Source organism: Affinibrenneria salicis (genome assembly GCF_008710095.1).
Genome location: NZ_VYKJ01000013.1, coordinates 175,739 through 193,077, shown reverse-complemented (window position 1 = coordinate 193,077; position 17,339 = coordinate 175,739). Strand labels below are relative to the sequence as shown.

Below are 17,339 nucleotides of genomic sequence, written 5' to 3'. Positions count from 1 at the left end.
TAGTGATGACATGATAACGCCGCAGGCGAACAGAGTTCACTCGCTTATTTCGAATTGTTGAGAATGTTAGTCTGAGGGGAAATCTGCCGGGTAATGTAAAGATGTCATCCTGCCATTGTCCGGCTCCGTGTCCCTGTCGCGAGGATGGCCGACGCCCCTGGCGTATTGGCCATCCAGGGGGGCAATACCTTAAAAAGTGTGGGGAACTGCACAGAAAATTATTCGGCGGCGTCTGACATCACCGTCTGCATATCGTCATCGGACAGTACGGTCATCTGTTGTACCTGCCGCGCCGGTATGCCGTTTTTCAGCATCCGGCGAGCGATACGCAACGCACTGGCTTTCATGCCCTGCTCTAAGCCTTGCTGCAGACCTTCGGCCAGCCCCTTTTCTTTTCCCTGCTGCATCAGTTCCTGCGCAATGGTTGCCATCTGTTCCCCTCCCGGATACGTTTCCAGCGTTTCAATAAAAGCACGATCATCGGATGTCCGTCCTGTCTTCAGAAGATAGAACATCAACGCCCGTTGCTGCGTCAAGGGCGGAGTCCACAATTCCATCAGCATGCCGATATCCCGCGCCAGCTCCAGCATATCCCGCGTGCGAATATGTTTCAGCACCAGTTCCAGCAAGGCGACTTTGCCGTGGGTTTTGCTCTCTTTATTCGGCGTCACCGTCAGGTCCAGCACTGGAAACTTCGTGGTGTAAATCTGCCGCGCCAGCGGGGGTTCGGCAAAGCTATCCAGCCAGTTCAGACTATACGGATACGGGCTGCGCTCGCCGTGATAAAACAGCAGCGGCACCACCAGCGGTGGGGTTTTATACCCCTGGGAAAGATGCTGCTGCATCGCCGCAAGGCAGTAGCGCAACAGCCTGAACGCCATCAGCCGATCCGGCGTGCTCTGATGTTCGATCACGCAATAGATATCTGCGTGATACGGCAGGAATAGAGCATATCCGATACCCGCGAACGCAGTTCCTCGCCCACAAATGAGGCGGACTCCCGTTGTAGAGTGGCGAAATCGCAGCGTTGCCGGATTTCCGGCGGCAGATGAACGGCAAGGAAATCACGCGCGATTTCGATATCGCTGAGAAACTGCTTAAAGATCGCATCGTGCGATGACATAGCGCCGCGTCCCTGTGTGTAGGGGAGGCCGACTACCTTAGCGGATTGGTGATATCAGGCAAGCGAGGCGGTAAAAAGTATCGAGGCGCTGCGCAAATATTATTAATGATATGACTTTCATTGCCGATATCCAGCCAGATTACTTTTGCAAAAAGCGTTTTGACAATGTCAGGAGGACTGTCTTGATTAACCGTGATTTTGATTATTTAACAACACTGCTATCCGATTTTTTCTCTCAAAAAGAAATCAGAAAAAGGCTTTCCATTATTGATGAGGCGGGGATTACCGGTTGGGAAGTCTGGTTACAGATTGAATTCGCCAGTTTTATAGCGCAACAAAACAATATATGGAGCAGAGAAGAAATATTAGAGTTTGATTTTCGCAAACGACCGGAAAAATATTTTTTCAGACCAGATTTTCTGTTGCGTAAAAAAGGGTGGATTTTGGAAACCTATAGCGCGCTAAATAGCTTCGCATAATAGCGCTACACTTGCCCTGCAAGGTTAAGTGGCAATGACATTATGATAAAATCATAATGGACTGTTTTTAATGGTTATTTTAATACACTTATTATCAGTTACGCGCTGTGGCATGGTCAACAGTGAAACATCAATGCGCGAAGCTATTTAGAGTTTAAACAGAACAGCAACCCCACCATGTGCGTAAAAAACATGATCCATGATTTGGAAAAAGTGGCAAAAATGAAATCTAACCAAATAATTTTACGCAGCGTATGGGCGGTCGGCATTACCTACACCATCGAGAAAGAAAAACTTGATATCCTGATAGACCGTTATCTCGATGAAAGAAGATTTTACAAGACCAAAGATATTAACAAATACATTCAATTAATACCAATAAAAAGAACGCCATTCTCTTACATTATTATGTGATATCAAAAAAATCATAGTAATTTCCCCCACCAATTTATCAGCGTGGTTATATATTTGAACACGCAGGAATGTTACTGCCCGCTAATTAATATTAAAGCAACAAGCTATGATAACCCCGGCACAACATACCCTGCCGGGGTTATCTGCCGCAGATCAATCCGGCAGCCACGCCTTTCGCCACAGATCCAAATTATCCCCGGTCAACATCCAGTCACGTTTCACGGCAGTCTGCAACGCATCCCCCATTTGCGCGGTAGCATCCAGATCGGCCAAATGCATGCGAATCGCGTCCATCCAGTCTTTATAACGATTGCGCACCCGCGTCACCGGCAGATCACCCTGATAAGGATCGAGATCGGTACAGATAACCGGGAAACCGCAGGCGCCGTACTCCAGCAGTCGCAGGTTGCTTTTACAGCGGTTGAACAGGTTGTCTTCCAACGGCGCCAGCGCCAGATCGAGGTTCAGCGACGCCAGTTTGGCCGGATACAGGTCGATTTCCACGCCGCGGTGAAACTCATGTACATAGGGGCGTAATTTTTCCGGACACATACCGAAGAACACCCATTCAACCTCGTCTGCCAGATCGCGCACGATATCGGTAATCAGCTCCAAATCGCCGGTATGACTGCTGCCGCCGCCCCAACCGACGCGCGGCTTTTTACCCTGACGCCGCAGCCCCTGCACATTCCCCCACCATTGAATCGGCAGACGGTTTTCCACCACGCGGATATCGGTGTGCAGATCGGCAAAGGCTTCAGCCAGCGGCGCGGTAGAAACGACAAAGCGATCCATAAAGCCGAGGCTTTTACGCATCAGCCGCACTACGTCTTTAGGTACATTGGCCCGATGCACGCTTTTTAACGGCACGTTGGGCAGATAGTCATCCAGCTCGTACACCTTGAATGCCTGCGAAAAACGGCCGAGACGCTCCACCCAGTCATGGAAATAAGTGGAGATCTGACGCTGCAGGATCAATACATCCGGCGCGTAACGCGTCATCACGGGCAGACTAAGATAAACATTAGATAATTTGCCATCGATCAACCCGGCGTCTTTTAGCGCATTGAATGGCTTCATCACCCGGTAGTGTCCGCAGCCCGCCTGGTCGGCGAAGTGCGCCATCACCACCGGCAGCGGGCGCCAGCTCAGAGGCCGCCAGCTCAGTTCGGCATCCACCTCCAGTTCAAAACCGCGTCCGCACAGCGACAGGTTCGCGTTATAAGCCGGATCGCGGGCGATCACCGGCAACCATTTCTGATACATCGCATCCTGTTCGCGAATAAAGCGCTGGCGTTTGGCTTCCGCCACCGCGGTATCCACTTTTTTCTGGCTAACGCTGCCTTCGTGCATCACCACCGCATACGGCGTCCAGACGGTAAGGTAGCCCGCTTCACGCACTTTCAGACAGAGATCGACATCGTTATAAGAAACCTTAAACGCCTGTTCATCCAGTCCTCCGACCTGCTGATAAACCGATTTGCGAATCAACAGACAGGCGGCCGTGACCACACTGTAGTTTTGGTCGACCTGCAAACGCTGCATATAGCCCGACGCGTCCATCGGATCGCCGTTAAACGGATGCTCCGCCGGGCCGCGCAGCCCCAAAATCACGCCGCCGTGCTGGATACGTCGATCGGGGTAGACCAGCTTGGCGCCGACAATTCCTACCTCCGGCCGTTGAGCGTGGTTGAGCAGATTATCCAGCCAGTCTTCCTGAATAATCGCGGTATCGTTGTTCAACAACAGCAGGTAATCGCCGCGCGCTTCGCCGGCCGCCATATTGTTGATGGATGAATAGTTGAAAGGATGCGGATAACGCAGGACGCGAATCCGGCCTGGATCGACCTGCGCCACGCCGGCCAGCCAGGCCTGCGCTTCCGGCGTTTCGCTATTGTTATCGACAATCAGCAGCTCATAATTACGGTAGCGCGTCTTCTCCAGCAGGCTGGTTACGCAGGCAATCAACACAGGCAACTGGTCTTTAGTCGGAATAATAATCGATACCAGCGGCTGCTGCTGATGACCATAACGCAAACGATAGTGTCCGGGCAGCGGCGATAACACCTCCCCCTGCGCGTAGCCGCGACGCTGCAGGTGACGCGCCAGCACCCTGGCCTCGTCGGCGGTCGAACGCAGGCTGAGCGAGTCGGTGATAATGAGGAATTCGGCCAAATGCCCGATCGCGCCGATGCCTTTCTCCTCAATCAGCCGGACGATAAACTCGAACTCCGGCGCATCATCGAATTCTGCGTCAAAGCCGCCCAGTTCCTGCAATACATTACGATTAAACAGCCAGTGCCGGGTCATCACGGCGGGCAGACTGAGCAGGTAATCGAGGTTGAAATCCGGGCGACAGGAAGCGCCGAGCTGATTATCCGCGCCGCGCAGCAGTTGATCGCCATAAACGGCGGCGCACTCCTGAGCGGAAACCAGCCCCAGGCTGGTCATCAGCAAACCGCCGGCGGTAAACGTTTCGCCAGCCTGCACCAACATCAGCCAGTCAAACGCATAGTCGCCGGCGATCTGATTGACGGCGACGGCCAGCGGCTGCTGCATGCGGCGGCGCACGTCTTCGCAGTCATAGCGATCTACGGCAAGATCGGTTGAAGTGAGGATAATGCGCAGCAGTTTGACGCCCGGGTGCTGCGCGGCGGTGATGCTGTCCAGCGTCGCCAGCAGCTTATCTTCATCGCCGTCGTTATCGATGATCACCAGCGCGAGCTCGCGCCCGGTGGCATGCTGCGCCAGGTAATCGGTAATCATCCGCGACTCGCTGGCCGTCGGCACGCGCTGCGCCAGCCACTCGGCGGTGGATTTAATCTCTTTACCGCGTTCCTGCGACTGCAGCAGCGCCTGGTGAAGATTAAAGGCAGTTAACACATCTGGCTGAGCAGGATCGGCGATTTGAATATGACCATCCTCGACCGCCTGGGCGTCGCTATCCTGCCATTTACGCAGTTGCGTCTGGTACAGACGGTACTCTTCCTCTGCCTGCGCGGTAAATGAAGTATTCGCCTGATCATCACCCGTCCGTTTATCGGTCAGCGCGTCCGCCAGCATAATCAGGTTGCCCTGCCGCAATAGCTGACTATAGAGCACCAGATCGGCGATCGACGCGATCTCCCGGCCGTCAATGCGGAACCATGCCGGCGCCAGCGCCAGCAAATCGGCGCGGCGAAATAGCACGCAGCTCAATTCGCCGACAAAATTCAGCACCGCACGCGCCAGAAAATGGTTCAGACTGCGGCCATCGATCAGCTGATCGCCGGCGAACGGCCAGGCCGTCGCCATAATATCTTTCAGCACCTGCCCTTCGCCGTCGATACGGCGACGGCGCGAGCTGGCCAGTACGATATCGGGCGCGCTTTGCATCGCGGCGACCAGACGTCGGGTATGATCTTCACGCAACACATCGCAGTCGGACAGCAGTTTAATATATTGCCCCTGCGCGCGCTGTAACGCCTGCTGCAAACTATCAGCACCATCGGCCGACCCCGCATTTCGCTGATAATGAATATCATGGCGCGACGTGTTGTTTAGCCGAACGACAATATTTTCGACCAGATTATCAGTGGTGCTATCGCAGACGATAATCTGCAGATTATCGATATCCTGCTGGCAGGCGCTGCTCAGCGTCTGTTCCAGATAGCGCGCGTTTGCGGCCAGAATGATAATGCTGACCAACGGGCTGGCTGTCATGAGTTAACCTCTATGGTGTGGAATGACCGGGGTCACGGCGCAATTCGGCCATCCGGCGAAAATTAATGGTTATTTTAAAGGGTGAGATACCGGATGATGCGACAAGCTCAGCCGGTTTCCGTCTTTAATTCCGGCTATAAAAAAACCCTGCCGAAGCAGGGTTTGCAGGATAAACCGTACAGTAACGAATTACTGCAGCAGAGACAGAACGGTCTGCGGAACCTGGTTGGCCTGGGCCAGCACGGAAGTACCAGCCTGCTGCAGGATCTGCGCCTTGCTCATGTTGGACACTTCCGTCGCGTAGTCGGCGTCCTGAATACGGGACTGGGCTTCGCTCAGGTTAGTAGAGGTGCTGGTCAGGTTATTGATGGTAGAATCAAAACGGTTCTGTACCGCACCGAGGTTGGAACGCATATCGTCAACCTGAGACAGCGCTTTATCCAGCGTATTCAGCGGATCGGACGTAGCGGCAGTCGTCAGGTTATCGCTCGCCGTATCAACGTTTACAGTCAGGCCGCCGCTGCTATCGATAGACATATCGTTAGCGGTCAGTTTGTAGTACGCGGTGTCGCCGGAAGCGCCAACGCCGTCAACATCACCAGTCAGCGTACCGCTGATGAAGTAGTTGCCGTTGGTATCTTTCACCAGACCGGAAGCATCCAGAGAAGAAGTGCCGGAACCCGACAGCGTAACGCCAGTGATTTCAACGCTGTTATATTTGTCGCCGGAAGCGGTGGCGCTGCTGACAACAACCGCGCTGGTCGTACCGCTCGGGCCGTCAACGTTAAAGCCAGACAGGTTCAGCGTAGAAGTGTTGATCGCCTGCAGGTCGATTTTGATGGTCTGACCATCGTTAGAACCTACCTGGATGGATACGGAAGATTTGCTGCCGTCCAGTACTTTTACGCCGTTGAAGTCGGTCTGCTGAGAGATACGGTCGACTTCAGACAGACGCTGAGTGATTTCGTCCTGGATGGACTGCAGGTCAGAAGAGCTGTTGGTGCCGTTCTGCGCCTGTACGGTCAGGGTACGAATCGCCTGCAGGTTATCGTTGATTTCGTCCAGCGCGCCTTCAGTGGTCTGCGCCAGAGAGATGCCGTCGCTGGCGTTGCTGGAGGCCTGAGTCAGGCCGTTGATGCTGGAAGTGAAACGGTTGGAGATCGCCTGACCGGCAGCGTTGTCGGAAGCGCTGTTGATTTTCAGGCCGGAAGACAGACGTTCGATCGCCGTGCTCAGAGAAGACTGAGATTTGTTCAGGTTGTTCTGTGCAACCAGCGAGATGCTGTTGGTATTGATTACTTGTGCCATATCTAGTGTTCCTTTTAAATCATCCAGTGGATGTTTAGCAATAAAGGGTTCAGGCTTAACTGCCTACGGCGTCAACCACCGTCCCCACTGATATCGGCGCTCCCCTGACAACCTTTAGCATTTAATTTAAAAAATTTTATCGCCGCGCTGTCTTATCTCCTGCCGCGCGAAGAAGAATAGCCCCGCACGGTCTTACGCCATAATGAACACATCGCGATAGAATGATGCCGGCGCATAATGAAGATAACAGCGCCTGGCGCATCGGTTTATCAAAGGCGCTTCGCAGACGCGGATAACCGCACGCGAAGGATGGGAAGGATAGATTGAGGCGCATTATCCGTTAATGGCTGAATAAGACGCACATACTTTCCTTATTAGCGGCAATGATTTTTTTTCTTTCAGGTAAATTTTCACGCCAGACTGCCGATAACGAGAGAACCGGATTTAAATGTCTCTCATCAGGAGTAAGGTTTTATGGCAACGACCATTTCATCCAGCACTGCGGCCACAACCTCAACCAGTACGTCATCGAGCGGCTCGCTGACCTCAACGCTCGGCCTCGGCACGGGGTCCGGTCTGGATCTGCAATCGGTACTGGACTCACTGCAGACCGTGGAAGAACAGCGGCTGACGGTGATCACCAATAAGCAGACGGCTTACCAGGACAAATCGGACGCCTATGACGCGCTGGAAACCGCGCTGGAAACTTACGCCACCGCCACGGAAAAGTTAACCGACAGCGATCTGTTTAACGCGAAAAAGACCTCGACCAATACCGCATTCAGCACCGAGGTCAGCTCTTCGGCCGCGACCGGCAGCTATAGCGTACAGGTCACCCAGCTGGCGACGGCGGAAACGCTGGTTACCGGCGCGCAGGACAGCAAAACCAGCCAGTTGGGCACCAGCGGCCTGAGCGACCGCACGCTAAGCATTACGGTCGGCAGCGGCAGCGCGGTAAGCATTAGCCTGACCGACGATCAGACTACGCTGTCCGGCATCGCCAGCGCGATTAACGCGTCGAAAGCGGGCGTCACCGCCAGCATTGTGCAGTCCGGCGACAGCAGCTATCAGTTGACTATTACCTCCGACTCGACCGGCGCAGCCAATACCGTCGCCATCAGCAGCAACGACAGCGCGCTGGAAAGTATACTTGGCGATACCAGCAGCAGCCGCACCACCTCGGTAGCTGCACAGAATGCCGAGCTGACCGTTAACGGCGTGGCGATCGAGCGCAGCAGCAATACGGTGACCGACGTACCGTCCGAAGGCGTCACGCTGACGCTGACCGCCACCTCCAGCTCGGCGGAAACGTTGACCGTCAGCAAAAGCATTACCGACGCCACCAGCGCGATTAAAGCCTGGGCGACCGCCTACAATACGCTGCAGAGCGCCTTTACCACCCTGTCCGATCCCGAGCAGGATACCGGCGTGCTGTCCGGCGATTCGGTGCTGCGCGGGGTAAAAAATCAGCTTAAATCGCTGTTAAGCACCGCCCAAAGCAGCGATACCTATAAAGTGGTCAATGAACTGGGTATTAAACTGAATAGCGACGGCACGCTGACGGTGAGCGATACCGATCTGATCAATGCGTTGACAGAAGATGCGTCCGCGGTCAGTGATTTTTTTGTCGGCAATGGCACAACTACCGGTCTGGCGACTCAGATGGTCGCCAAAGTAGATACCTTCACCAATGATAAAACCGGCACCATCGCCCAGGCGAAAGAAGATATCACCGATATGCTCAGTAGCCTGACCAAACAGTACACCAAGGTCCAGACCAGTATTGAAAGCACCATGGCCCGCTATAAAGCGCAGTTTGTTAAGCTGGACGTATTGATGTCGGAAATGAGCACCATGAGCACCTATCTGACTAACCAGTTTGAAGCGTTGACGTCCAGCAGCAGTTAATTTCGGAGATAATCATGTCGATGATGTACGGTTCACAGGCGTACGCCAAAGTCGGTCTGGAGAGCAGCGTAATGAGCGCCAGTCCGCACCAGTTGATCACGCTGTTATTCGACGGCGCGCTGAGCGCGCTGGTGCGCGCCGATATTTTTATCGAACAGGGTGATACCGTCGCCAAAGGCAATGCGTTGACGAAGGCGATCAAAATCATCAGTAGCGGGCTGCAGGCCTCTCTTGATATGCAAAAAGGCGGCGAAGTCAGCCAAAACCTGGCCCAGCTGTATGAATATATGGTCAGAAAGCTGCTGCACGTTAACTTATATAACGATCGCGAGACGCTCGGTCAGATTACCGAGTTACTGCGCGGCATCGCCGATGCCTGGAAACAAATAGGTGAAAATACACCGGCTCAGGCGGAGGCAGGCTAACATCACCCTAACCGATGTCCTGATAATAATTAATGGTTAAACAATGGAACGGATATCACTATTATGTTCGTTCCCTTAATTTTTTTGCGTTATGCACAAGGAAACAGTAATGCACGTCAGTCAATCCATGCTGAGAGGCTATCGAAATATATTAAACCTTAGCATCGCCATGCTTCATCTGGCGCAGCAGGCTGACTGGGAGAAATTGATCGAGCTGGAACAGCAGTACGTTAGCGCCATTACTCAACTGCCTGCTATCACAGAACAACAACCCCAGAATATTACGCTATCCGAACAGCAGCAGATCAGCGGTTATCTGCAACAAATTCTGCACAACGAGAGCGAAATCAGCCGATTGCTGCAGGCGCGGATGGAGGAATTAAAAACATTGATCGGCCAGTCGTCAAAGCAAAAGTCGGTCAATCAGGCCTACCATAAATTTGCCGATGACGAATCCATGCTGCCGGGCGATATCACCAGGTAACGTCCGCCATTTAATCTGAGAGATAATTATGGCCGATAATAAGGCCGTGGCCGGTGAACAGAATGCCTGCGCACGGAGATGGCGCGGCTCATTAGCGGTGTTGTGCAAGGTAACGAGAATAAAGCGGAAGGATAAGGTTAACCAGACTGTATCAGGTTAACCGTGCGTTGCGCGCCGTCGTATAACATAATCAGACGGCAATAAAGCGATGAACGCCGGCGAAGTCAGACGACTTACACCGACATATTCATCACTTCCTGGTAAGCGGAAACCAGTTTGTTCCTGACCTGAATACCCATTTGCATAGAAAGCGACGATTTTTGCAAATCGACCATAACATCGTTAAGCGCCACGCCGGGTTTACCCAGTTCAAAGTCCTGCGCCTGAGTCCGGGCCGCCTGCTGCTGCGTGCTGATTTTATCCAGCGCCGATTTTAATTCGGCGGCAAATCCGCCGCTGCTGACGTCGGACGACGCGTTGCCGCTGCTCTGCGCCTGTATGGCCGTCGCCTGCAATTGCTGTACCACCGATTCGATACCCTGAATTGACATCTCACCACCACAATAAATTAATGATGACGAAACCATACCAGATTATTACTTCTTCTAAGGCGCTAATTAGCTATAAAAAACACAGCTAATTCAGCCATCAAATGTTTACCCGCGAGGAAATAATGACATTCCTTCTTCCAGGAGGCAGCCATTGTTGATGCGAGTAACGTCATTGCTCATCAGGGAGTCTGTTTTGTTGTCACTCAAAATTATCAAGAAGTTTACCAGCAGGAATATTGCATGAGCACTGTGAAAAGCAGCTCACGTTCAAAAGGTAGTGATGGGTTGACCGCGCTGCTCAGCCGCTTACGTGCCAACCCCAAAATACCTTTACTGATAGCGGCCGCTGCTGCCGTTGCCATTATCACCGCGCTGGCGCTGTGGGCCAAAAGCCCGGATTATCGGGTGCTGTATAGCAACCTGAACGATCGCGATGGCGGCGCCATTGTACAGCAGCTGACCCAGATGAATATCCCCTACCGCTTTGCCGACAGCGGCGGAGCGTTGCTGATCCCGGCCGATAAGGTGCACGAAACCCGTTTGCGTCTGGCGCAGCAGGGACTGCCTAAAGGCGGCGCCGTCGGATTTGAACTGCTCGATCAGGAAAAGTTCGGCATCAGTCAGTTCAGCGAACAGGTCAACTATCAGCGTGCGCTGGAAGGCGAGTTATCGCGCACCATTGAAACGCTGGGACCGGTGCAAAACGCCCGCGTGCATCTGGCGATGCCAAAACCCTCGTTGTTCGTACGCGAGCAAAAATCGCCGTCCGCCTCCGTTACGCTAAACCTGCAGCCCGGCCGCGCGCTGGACGAAGGACAAATCAACGCCATCGTCTATATGGTTTCCGGCAGCGTAGCCGGTCTGCCGCCCGACAACGTCACGGTGGTGGATCAGAATGGCCGCCTGTTGACGCAGTCCGACGGCGCCGGTCGCGATCTGAACGCCACTCAGTTGAAATACACCAATGAGGTCGAGAATCGCTATCAGCGCAGGATTGAAGCGATTCTGGCGCCGATGGTCGGCAACGGCAACGTACACGCGCAGGTTACCGCCCAGCTGGATTTCGCCAGCCGCGAGCAGACTGACGAACAGTACCAGCCGAATCAGACGCCGGAGAAAGCGGCGGTGCGCTCCCAGCAGATCAGCCAGAGCGCGCAGAACGGCGGCCCCAACGTCGGCGGCGTGCCGGGCGCCCTGTCCAACCAGCCTTCGCCGGCGCCGACCGCGCCGATTACCGCACCGGCGGCCAATGCGAACAATGCCGGCAATCAGGCGGGCCAGAACAATGGCGCCACGGCGCAAACCGCGAACGCCAGTACGCTGCCCAGCAGCAACCGTCGGGATGAAACCACCAACTATGAAGTGGATCGCACTATTCGGCATACCAAACAGAGCGCCGGTTCAGTACAGCGCCTGTCGGTCGCCGTGGTGGTCAACTATCTGCCCGGCGGCGAAGACGGTAAACCGGCGGCGCTGACCGAAGCGCAACTGAAGCAAATCGAAAACCTGACGCGCGAAGCGATGGGGTTCAGCAACGAACGCGGCGACTCGATTAACGTGGTCAACACCCCGTTCACCCAGACGACCGAAGGCGGCAGCGAACTTCCGTTCTGGCAACAGCAATCCTTCTTCGATCTGCTGCTTAACGCCGGACGCTGGCTGCTGGTTCTGATCGTCGCCTGGATACTGTGGCGCAAACTGGTCCGTCCGCAGTTGCAGAAGAAAACCGAACAGGCGAATGCAGCTGCGCCGGCGGCGGCGGGCGCTAACGATGACGATGTGGTCGTTAAGCTGAGCAGAGACGAGCAGGAACAACAGAAGAAATCGCAGCAGCGCATCAGCGCCGAATTGCAGAGTCAGCGTATCCGCGACCTGGCCGAAAATGACCCACGCGTGGTCGCGCTGGTCATCCGTCAATGGATGGGTAATGAACTATGAGTATGACCGGAACAGAAAAAAGCGCCATCTTACTGATGACCATTGGTGAAGACCGGGCGGCCGAGGTGTTCACACACCTCTCGACGCGGGAAGTACAGCATCTCAGCGCCGCGATGGCCAGCATGCGTCAGGTGTCGAATCAGCAGCTGAGCGAAGTGCTGAAAGAGTTTGAGGCCGACGCCGAGCAGTATGCGGCGCTGAGCGTCAACGCCGGCGATTATCTGCGCTCCGTGCTGGTGAAGGCGCTGGGCGAGGAACGCGCCTCCAGCCTGCTGGAAGATATTCTGGATACCAAAGAAACCACCTCCGGGATGGAAACGCTCAACTTTATGGAACCGCAGAGTGCGGCCGATCTGATCAAAGACGAGCATCCGCAGATTATCGCCACCATTCTGGTGCATCTGAAGCGCGCGCAGGCCGCCGATATTCTGGCGCTGTTCGATGAACGGTTGCGCAACGACGTGATGCTGCGTATCGCCACCTTTGGCGGCGTACAGCCGGCGGCGCTGGCCGAACTGACCGAAGTGCTGAACGGTTTGCTGGACGGACAGAATCTCAAACGCAGCAAAATGGGCGGTATTCGCACCGCCGCCGAGATTATCAACCTGATGAAGACCCAGCAGGAAGAGGCGGTTATCGATGCGGTGCGCGAATTCGACGGCGAACTGGCGCAGAAAATCATCGACGAAATGTTCCTGTTCGAAAATCTGGTCGAGGTGGACGATCGCAGCATCCAGCGTTTGCTGCAGGAAGTGGAATCCGAATCGCTGCTGCTGGCGCTGAAGGGCTCCGAGCAGCCGCTACGCGAAAAATTCCTGCGCAATATGTCGCAGCGCGCGGCGGAAATCCTGCGCGACGATCTGGCCAACCGCGGCCCGGTCCGCATGTCGCAGGTGGAAGCCGAGCAGAAAGCCATCCTGCTTATTGTGCGTCGTCTGGCCGACAGCGGCGAGATAATTATTGGCGGCGGCGAGGATACCTATGTCTGATGAGCTGAAAGATCAGCCGTGGCGGCGCTGGACGCCGAATGATTTCGCCGCGCCCATCGCCCCGCCGGCGCCCGAACCCGCCGCGGATGCACTGAAAACGGCGTATGACGTTGATGATGCGATGCCGCAGCCGGTCGACGAACTGCAGACGATGCGCGATCAAATTCAGCTGCAGGCCCAGCAGGAAGGGTTTAATCAGGGGCAACAGCAAGGCTATGACGCCGGTTATCAGGCCGGTCTGGCCGCCGGTCGCGAACAGGGGCTGCAGGATGCGCAACAGCAGCAGCAGCCGTTGACCGAACAGTTGCAGCAGATGGTCGGCGAATTTCAGCATACGCTGGATGCGCTGGACAGCGTGATCCCCGCCCGGCTGATGCAGCTGGCGCTGACCGCAGCCAGACAGATTTTGGGGCAGCCGCCGGTATGCGACGGCAGCGCCCTGCTGACGCAGATCCAGCAGTTGATGCAGCAGGAACCGTTGTTTAACGGCAAGCCGCAGCTGCGGGTCAATCCCGGCGACCTCGAACGCGTCGAGCAAGTGCTTGGACCGACGCTGAGCCTGCACGGCTGGCGCCTGCTGGCGGATAACCAGCTCCATCCGGGCGGCTGCAAGATCAGCGCCGAGGACGGCGATCTCGACGCCAGTCTGGCCACCCGCTGGCATGAGCTGTGCCGCCTGGCCGCGCCGGGAGAACTATGATGACGCTGCGCCTCTCTCGCTGGCTGGAATCGCTGGACGCGATTGAACAACGCATCGCCGGTACGCCGACGGTGCGCCGCTACGGCCGTCTAACCCGCGCCACCGGGCTGGTGCTGGAGGCCACCGGGCTGCATATGCCGCTCGGCGCCACCTGTCTGATCGAACGGCACAACGGACAGCAGGTCGATGAAGTCGAAAGCGAAGTGGTGGGCTTTAACGGCCAGCGCCTGTTTCTGATGCCGCTGGAAGAGGTCGAGGGGATTACGCCGGGCGCGCGCGTTTATGCGCGTCAGACGCCGGCCGGTGCGCCGCAGGGCAAGCAGCTGCCGCTCGGCCCTGAACTGCTGGGCCGGGTGCTGGACGGCAGCGCGAAGCCGCTGGACGGCTTTCCCTCGCCGGAAACCGGTTTCCGCGCGCCGCTGCATACCGCGCCGTTTAACCCGCTGCAGCGTACGCCGATTGAGCACGTGCTCGACGTGGGCGTGCGCGCCATCAACGCATTGTTGACCGTGGGACGTGGTCAGCGTATGGGGCTGTTCGCCGGCTCCGGCGTCGGTAAAAGCGTGCTGCTGGGCATGATGGCGCGCTACACCCAGGCGGATGTCATCGTGGTCGGGCTAATCGGCGAACGCGGCCGGGAAGTGAAAGACTTTATTGAAAATATTCTCGGCAGCGAAGGTCTCGCCCGCTCGGTGGTTATCGCCGCGCCGGCGGATGTCTCGCCGCTGCTGCGCATGCAGGGCGCGGCCTATGCCACGCGTATCGCGGAAGATTTTCGCGATCGCGGTCAGCATGTACTGCTGATTATGGACTCCCTGACGCGCTACGCCATGGCACAGCGCGAAATTGCGCTGGCCATCGGCGAACCGCCGGCCACCAAAGGCTATCCGCCCTCGGTATTCGCCAAACTGCCAGCGCTGGTTGAACGCGCCGGCAATGGCATTCACGGCGGCGGATCAATCACCGCCTTTTATACCGTCCTGACCGAGGGCGACGATCAGCAAGACCCGATCGCCGACTCCGCGCGCGCGATCCTTGACGGCCATATCGTGCTGTCGCGCCAGTTGGCTGAGTCCGGCCACTACCCGGCCATTGATATCGAAGCCTCGATCAGCCGCGCGATGACCTCGCTGATCGATGAGCAGCACTACGCCACCGTGCGTCAGTTTAAACAACTGCTGTCCAGCTATCAGCGCAACCGCGACCTGATCAGCGTGGGCGCCTACGCCAGCGGCAGCGATCCCATGCTGGACCGGGCAATTAAGCTTTATCCGCAGCTGGAATCCTTCCTGCAACAGGGAATGTTTGAACGCTGCGACTATGAAACGGCCCGCCAACACCTGGCCGCGCTGTTTCAGACTGACAGGGGTGCATAATGAAACGTGAATCGCCGATGACCACCCTGCGCGATTTGGCGCAGAAAGATGCGGATGACGCGGCCACCCTGCTGGGCAAGGTGCGCCAGTCGCATCTGCAGGCGCAGAAACAGCTGGATATGCTGCTCCAGTATGAAGACGACTACCGGCTGCAGTTGCAAAGCAACCTGGGGAAAGGAATTGATGCCGGCAACTGGTACAACTATCAACAATTTATTCAGACGCTGGAAAAAGCGATAGAACAGCATAAGCAGCAGTTGTCGGTGTGGAATCAACGGCTGCAGCAGGCGGTTCAGGCCTGGCAGGCCAAACAGCAGCGACTGAACGCCTTTGCCACTTTACAGGAACGTGCCGCGCAAAAGATCTTACTGCAGGAAAACCGGCATGAGCAAAAATTGATGGATGAATTTGCACAACGTACCTCGTTGAGGAAATAAAGATTATGAGTCTTTCTACTGTCACAATGATTACAACAAATGACACCCCGTCTGTCGCACAAAACGTTGTGAGTAGCGAACGCACTGACGATGCCAGTCAGGGGCAAAGCTTCGATCGCGTTCTGGCCTCAACCATGTCGGGCAACCAGCAAACGGGACTGAAAAAAGAGCAGGCGCCGGAGAAAAACGCGCAGCAGACAAGCCAAAGCGCGACCGACGGCGCGGAAGCGCCGGACGTGGCGCAGAACGTCAGCGCCGCGGATAGCGTGCTGCAGGAGGCGGTCACACAAAATGTCGCCTGGCATAAGAATCCGAAACTGGCGACGGACGACGACAGCAGCGAGGAGAGCGCCACCGCCGCCGGGCTGGCGTTGCTCAGCGGCGCCGCGCCGGCGACAGATAAGATCGCGCCGGCCACGGATGACGCGGACGTCGACCTGACGCTGGCAGACCCGACGCTGGCCAACGCGGACGACGCCACCCGCCAGTTAATGGCGATGATCCAGGCCAGCCAGTCGCCGACCGCCGCGCCGACCGCCCCCATCGGCGAAGCGGTGGAACAACAGGCAGCGATCCCTGCTCTCGTCTCCGCCCTGCCGCAGGCAAAAACATCGACCGACCAGACGGATAAGAGTACGCTGTTATCCGACGGCGCGGAGCAAAAGGCCCAGCCGGCGGCCACCAGCGCCTCCGGTTCGTCATTTACCCAGCGTCTGGCCGCGCAGAGCGATGACGCCGCCAGTCTGGCGAACAGCAATAAAGCGCTACAGCAGGATGTCGCGTTGTCCGCCAGCGCCGACGATAAGACCTCTTTTTCATCGTCCAGCCTGCGTGACGGACAATCCCTCGCGGCGCACGCATCCGTGAATAGCGCCGTGCAGCAGCCCATCGCGGCCAGCGCGCAGGCGCCGGTGACCCAAACCAGCGCGTCGGTCGCGCCGGTGGTAACGGCGCAAATTAACGCGCAGTTAGGCAGCGACGAATGGCAGCAGGCGGTAAGCCAGCAGGTGATCATGTTCAGCCGCAACGGACAGCAAACGGCGGAACTGCGTCTCCATCCGCAGGAACTGGGTTCGCTGCAAATCAGCCTGAAGCTGGATGACAATCAGGCGCAGCTCCACCTGGTCTCGGCCAACAGCCAGGTGCGCGCGGCGATGGAAGCCGCCCTTCCCCATTTGCGCACCTCAATGGCGGAAAGCGGCATTAATCTGGGCCAGGCGAGCGTCGGCAGCGACGCATCATCCGGCTGGCAGCAGCAGGCGCAGCAACAGTCTGAAGGCAATGCCGGCAGCGGGCAAAACCGATTGAGCGGCGTTGACATCGCCGGCGCGACGCTCGTTCAGCCGCCGACGGCGGCCAGTGTGATTTCGGTCCAGGGTCGGGTGGATATCTTTGCCTGACCAGAGAGTAAACGCACAAGTTGACGCGGTTTTCTCCGTTTATTCATCCTATTGATGGCTGAAATTGACGGGATAATCAATAATATTATGCATTAATCCAGTGCA

Annotated in this window: 13 protein-coding genes and 1 pseudogene; 10 read left to right on the top strand and 4 right to left on the bottom strand. The window is 56.2% G+C overall.

Annotation, left to right across the window (positions count from 1 at the left end; genetic code table 11):
* Positions 1 to 218: 218 nt before the first annotated feature.
* Positions 219 to 1,123 (bottom strand): annotated as a pseudogene (locus FJU30_RS21290) (Rpn family recombination-promoting nuclease/putative transposase).
* A gap of 182 nt (positions 1,124 to 1,305) precedes the next feature.
* On the opposite strand from FJU30_RS21290, the gene FJU30_RS21285 reads away from it, so the two are divergent.
* Positions 1,306 to 1,602, top strand: coding sequence for a hypothetical protein (locus FJU30_RS21285; protein ID WP_150436977.1), 297 nt, complete (start codon positions 1,306 to 1,308; stop codon positions 1,600 to 1,602).
* A 567-nt stretch (positions 1,603 to 2,169) separates the two neighbouring features.
* On the opposite strand, the gene FJU30_RS21280 is transcribed toward FJU30_RS21285, so the two are convergent.
* Positions 2,170 to 5,718 carry a glycosyltransferase gene (locus FJU30_RS21280; RefSeq protein ID WP_150436976.1) on the bottom strand — a complete coding sequence of 1,183 codons (3,549 nt, stop codon included), beginning with the start codon at positions 5,716 to 5,718 and terminating at the stop codon, positions 2,170 to 2,172.
* A 189-nt stretch (positions 5,719 to 5,907) separates the two neighbouring features.
* A complete protein-coding gene (locus FJU30_RS21275; protein WP_150436975.1) occupies positions 5,908 to 7,026 on the bottom strand; it encodes a FliC/FljB family flagellin in 1,119 nt (372 codons plus the stop codon).
* A 474-nt stretch (positions 7,027 to 7,500) separates the two neighbouring features.
* Here FJU30_RS21275 and fliD point away from each other — a divergent pair, with 474 nt between their 5' ends.
* The 3 genes from fliD to fliT all read left to right on the top strand — a co-directional run bounded on the left by fliD (position 7,501) and on the right by fliT (position 9,843).
* Complete coding sequence (gene fliD / locus FJU30_RS21270; protein ID WP_150436974.1) at positions 7,501 to 8,934, top strand: flagellar filament capping protein FliD; 1,434 nt, start codon at positions 7,501 to 7,503, stop codon at positions 8,932 to 8,934.
* 14 nt (positions 8,935 to 8,948) lie between these two features.
* Entirely contained in the window at positions 8,949 to 9,359 is a 411-nt protein-coding gene (gene fliS / locus FJU30_RS21265; protein ID WP_395858676.1) for a flagellar export chaperone FliS, read from the top strand.
* Positions 9,360 to 9,468: 109 nt separating this feature from the next.
* Complete coding sequence (gene fliT / locus FJU30_RS21260; RefSeq protein ID WP_191091664.1) at positions 9,469 to 9,843, top strand: flagellar protein FliT; 375 nt, start codon at positions 9,469 to 9,471, stop codon at positions 9,841 to 9,843.
* Between the two features lie 233 nt (positions 9,844 to 10,076).
* On the opposite strand, the gene fliE is transcribed toward fliT, so the two are convergent.
* Positions 10,077 to 10,394, bottom strand: coding sequence for a flagellar hook-basal body complex protein FliE (gene fliE, locus FJU30_RS21255; RefSeq protein ID WP_150436972.1), 318 nt, complete (start codon positions 10,392 to 10,394; stop codon positions 10,077 to 10,079).
* Positions 10,395 to 10,634: 240 nt separating this feature from the next.
* On the opposite strand from fliE, the gene fliF reads away from it, so the two are divergent.
* From fliF to FJU30_RS21225, 6 genes are all read left to right on the top strand, one after another.
* On the top strand, positions 10,635 to 12,332 hold the full coding sequence (gene fliF, locus FJU30_RS21250; RefSeq protein WP_150436971.1) for a flagellar basal-body MS-ring/collar protein FliF: 1,698 nt from the start codon (positions 10,635 to 10,637) through the stop codon (positions 12,330 to 12,332).
* On the top strand, positions 12,329 to 13,321 hold the full coding sequence (fliG, locus tag FJU30_RS21245) for a flagellar motor switch protein FliG (RefSeq protein WP_150436970.1): 993 nt from the start codon (positions 12,329 to 12,331) through the stop codon (positions 13,319 to 13,321). The genes fliF and fliG overlap by 4 nt, the downstream gene beginning before the upstream one ends.
* Entirely contained in the window at positions 13,314 to 14,021 is a 708-nt protein-coding gene (fliH, locus tag FJU30_RS21240; protein WP_150436969.1) for a flagellar assembly protein FliH, read from the top strand. Before fliG ends, fliH begins: the two co-directional genes overlap by 8 nt.
* Positions 14,021 to 15,397, top strand: a complete 1,377-nt coding sequence (gene fliI, locus FJU30_RS21235; protein ID WP_150436995.1) for a flagellar protein export ATPase FliI — start codon at positions 14,021 to 14,023, stop codon at positions 15,395 to 15,397. Before fliH ends, fliI begins: the two co-directional genes overlap by 1 nt.
* Positions 15,397 to 15,834, top strand: a complete 438-nt coding sequence (fliJ, locus tag FJU30_RS21230) for a flagellar export protein FliJ (RefSeq protein WP_150436968.1) — start codon at positions 15,397 to 15,399, stop codon at positions 15,832 to 15,834. Before fliI ends, fliJ begins: the two co-directional genes overlap by 1 nt.
* A gap of 68 nt (positions 15,835 to 15,902) precedes the next feature.
* Entirely contained in the window at positions 15,903 to 17,234 is a 1,332-nt protein-coding gene (locus FJU30_RS21225) for a flagellar hook-length control protein FliK (protein WP_223881661.1), read from the top strand.
* Positions 17,235 to 17,339 lie beyond the last annotated feature (105 nt).

Coding starts and splice junctions, on each gene's coding strand:
- fliG (WP_150436970.1), top strand. CDS start 12,329: ATGAGTATGACCGGAACAGAAAAAAGCGCCATCTTACTGATGACCATT.
- fliD (WP_150436974.1), top strand. CDS start 7,501: ATGGCAACGACCATTTCATCCAGCACTGCGGCCACAACCTCAACCAGT.
- fliT (WP_191091664.1), top strand. CDS start 9,469: ATGCACGTCAGTCAATCCATGCTGAGAGGCTATCGAAATATATTAAAC.
- fliI (WP_150436995.1), top strand. CDS start 14,021: ATGACGCTGCGCCTCTCTCGCTGGCTGGAATCGCTGGACGCGATTGAA.
- FJU30_RS21275 (WP_150436975.1), bottom strand. CDS start 7,026: ATGGCACAAGTAATCAATACCAACAGCATCTCGCTGGTTGCACAGAAC.
- fliE (WP_150436972.1), bottom strand. CDS start 10,394: ATGTCAATTCAGGGTATCGAATCGGTGGTACAGCAATTGCAGGCGACG.
- fliH (WP_150436969.1), top strand. CDS start 13,314: ATGTCTGATGAGCTGAAAGATCAGCCGTGGCGGCGCTGGACGCCGAAT.
- fliJ (WP_150436968.1), top strand. CDS start 15,397: ATGAAACGTGAATCGCCGATGACCACCCTGCGCGATTTGGCGCAGAAA.
- fliF (WP_150436971.1), top strand. CDS start 10,635: ATGAGCACTGTGAAAAGCAGCTCACGTTCAAAAGGTAGTGATGGGTTG.
- FJU30_RS21280 (WP_150436976.1), bottom strand. CDS start 5,718: ATGACAGCCAGCCCGTTGGTCAGCATTATCATTCTGGCCGCAAACGCG.
- fliS (WP_395858676.1), top strand. CDS start 8,949: ATGTCGATGATGTACGGTTCACAGGCGTACGCCAAAGTCGGTCTGGAG.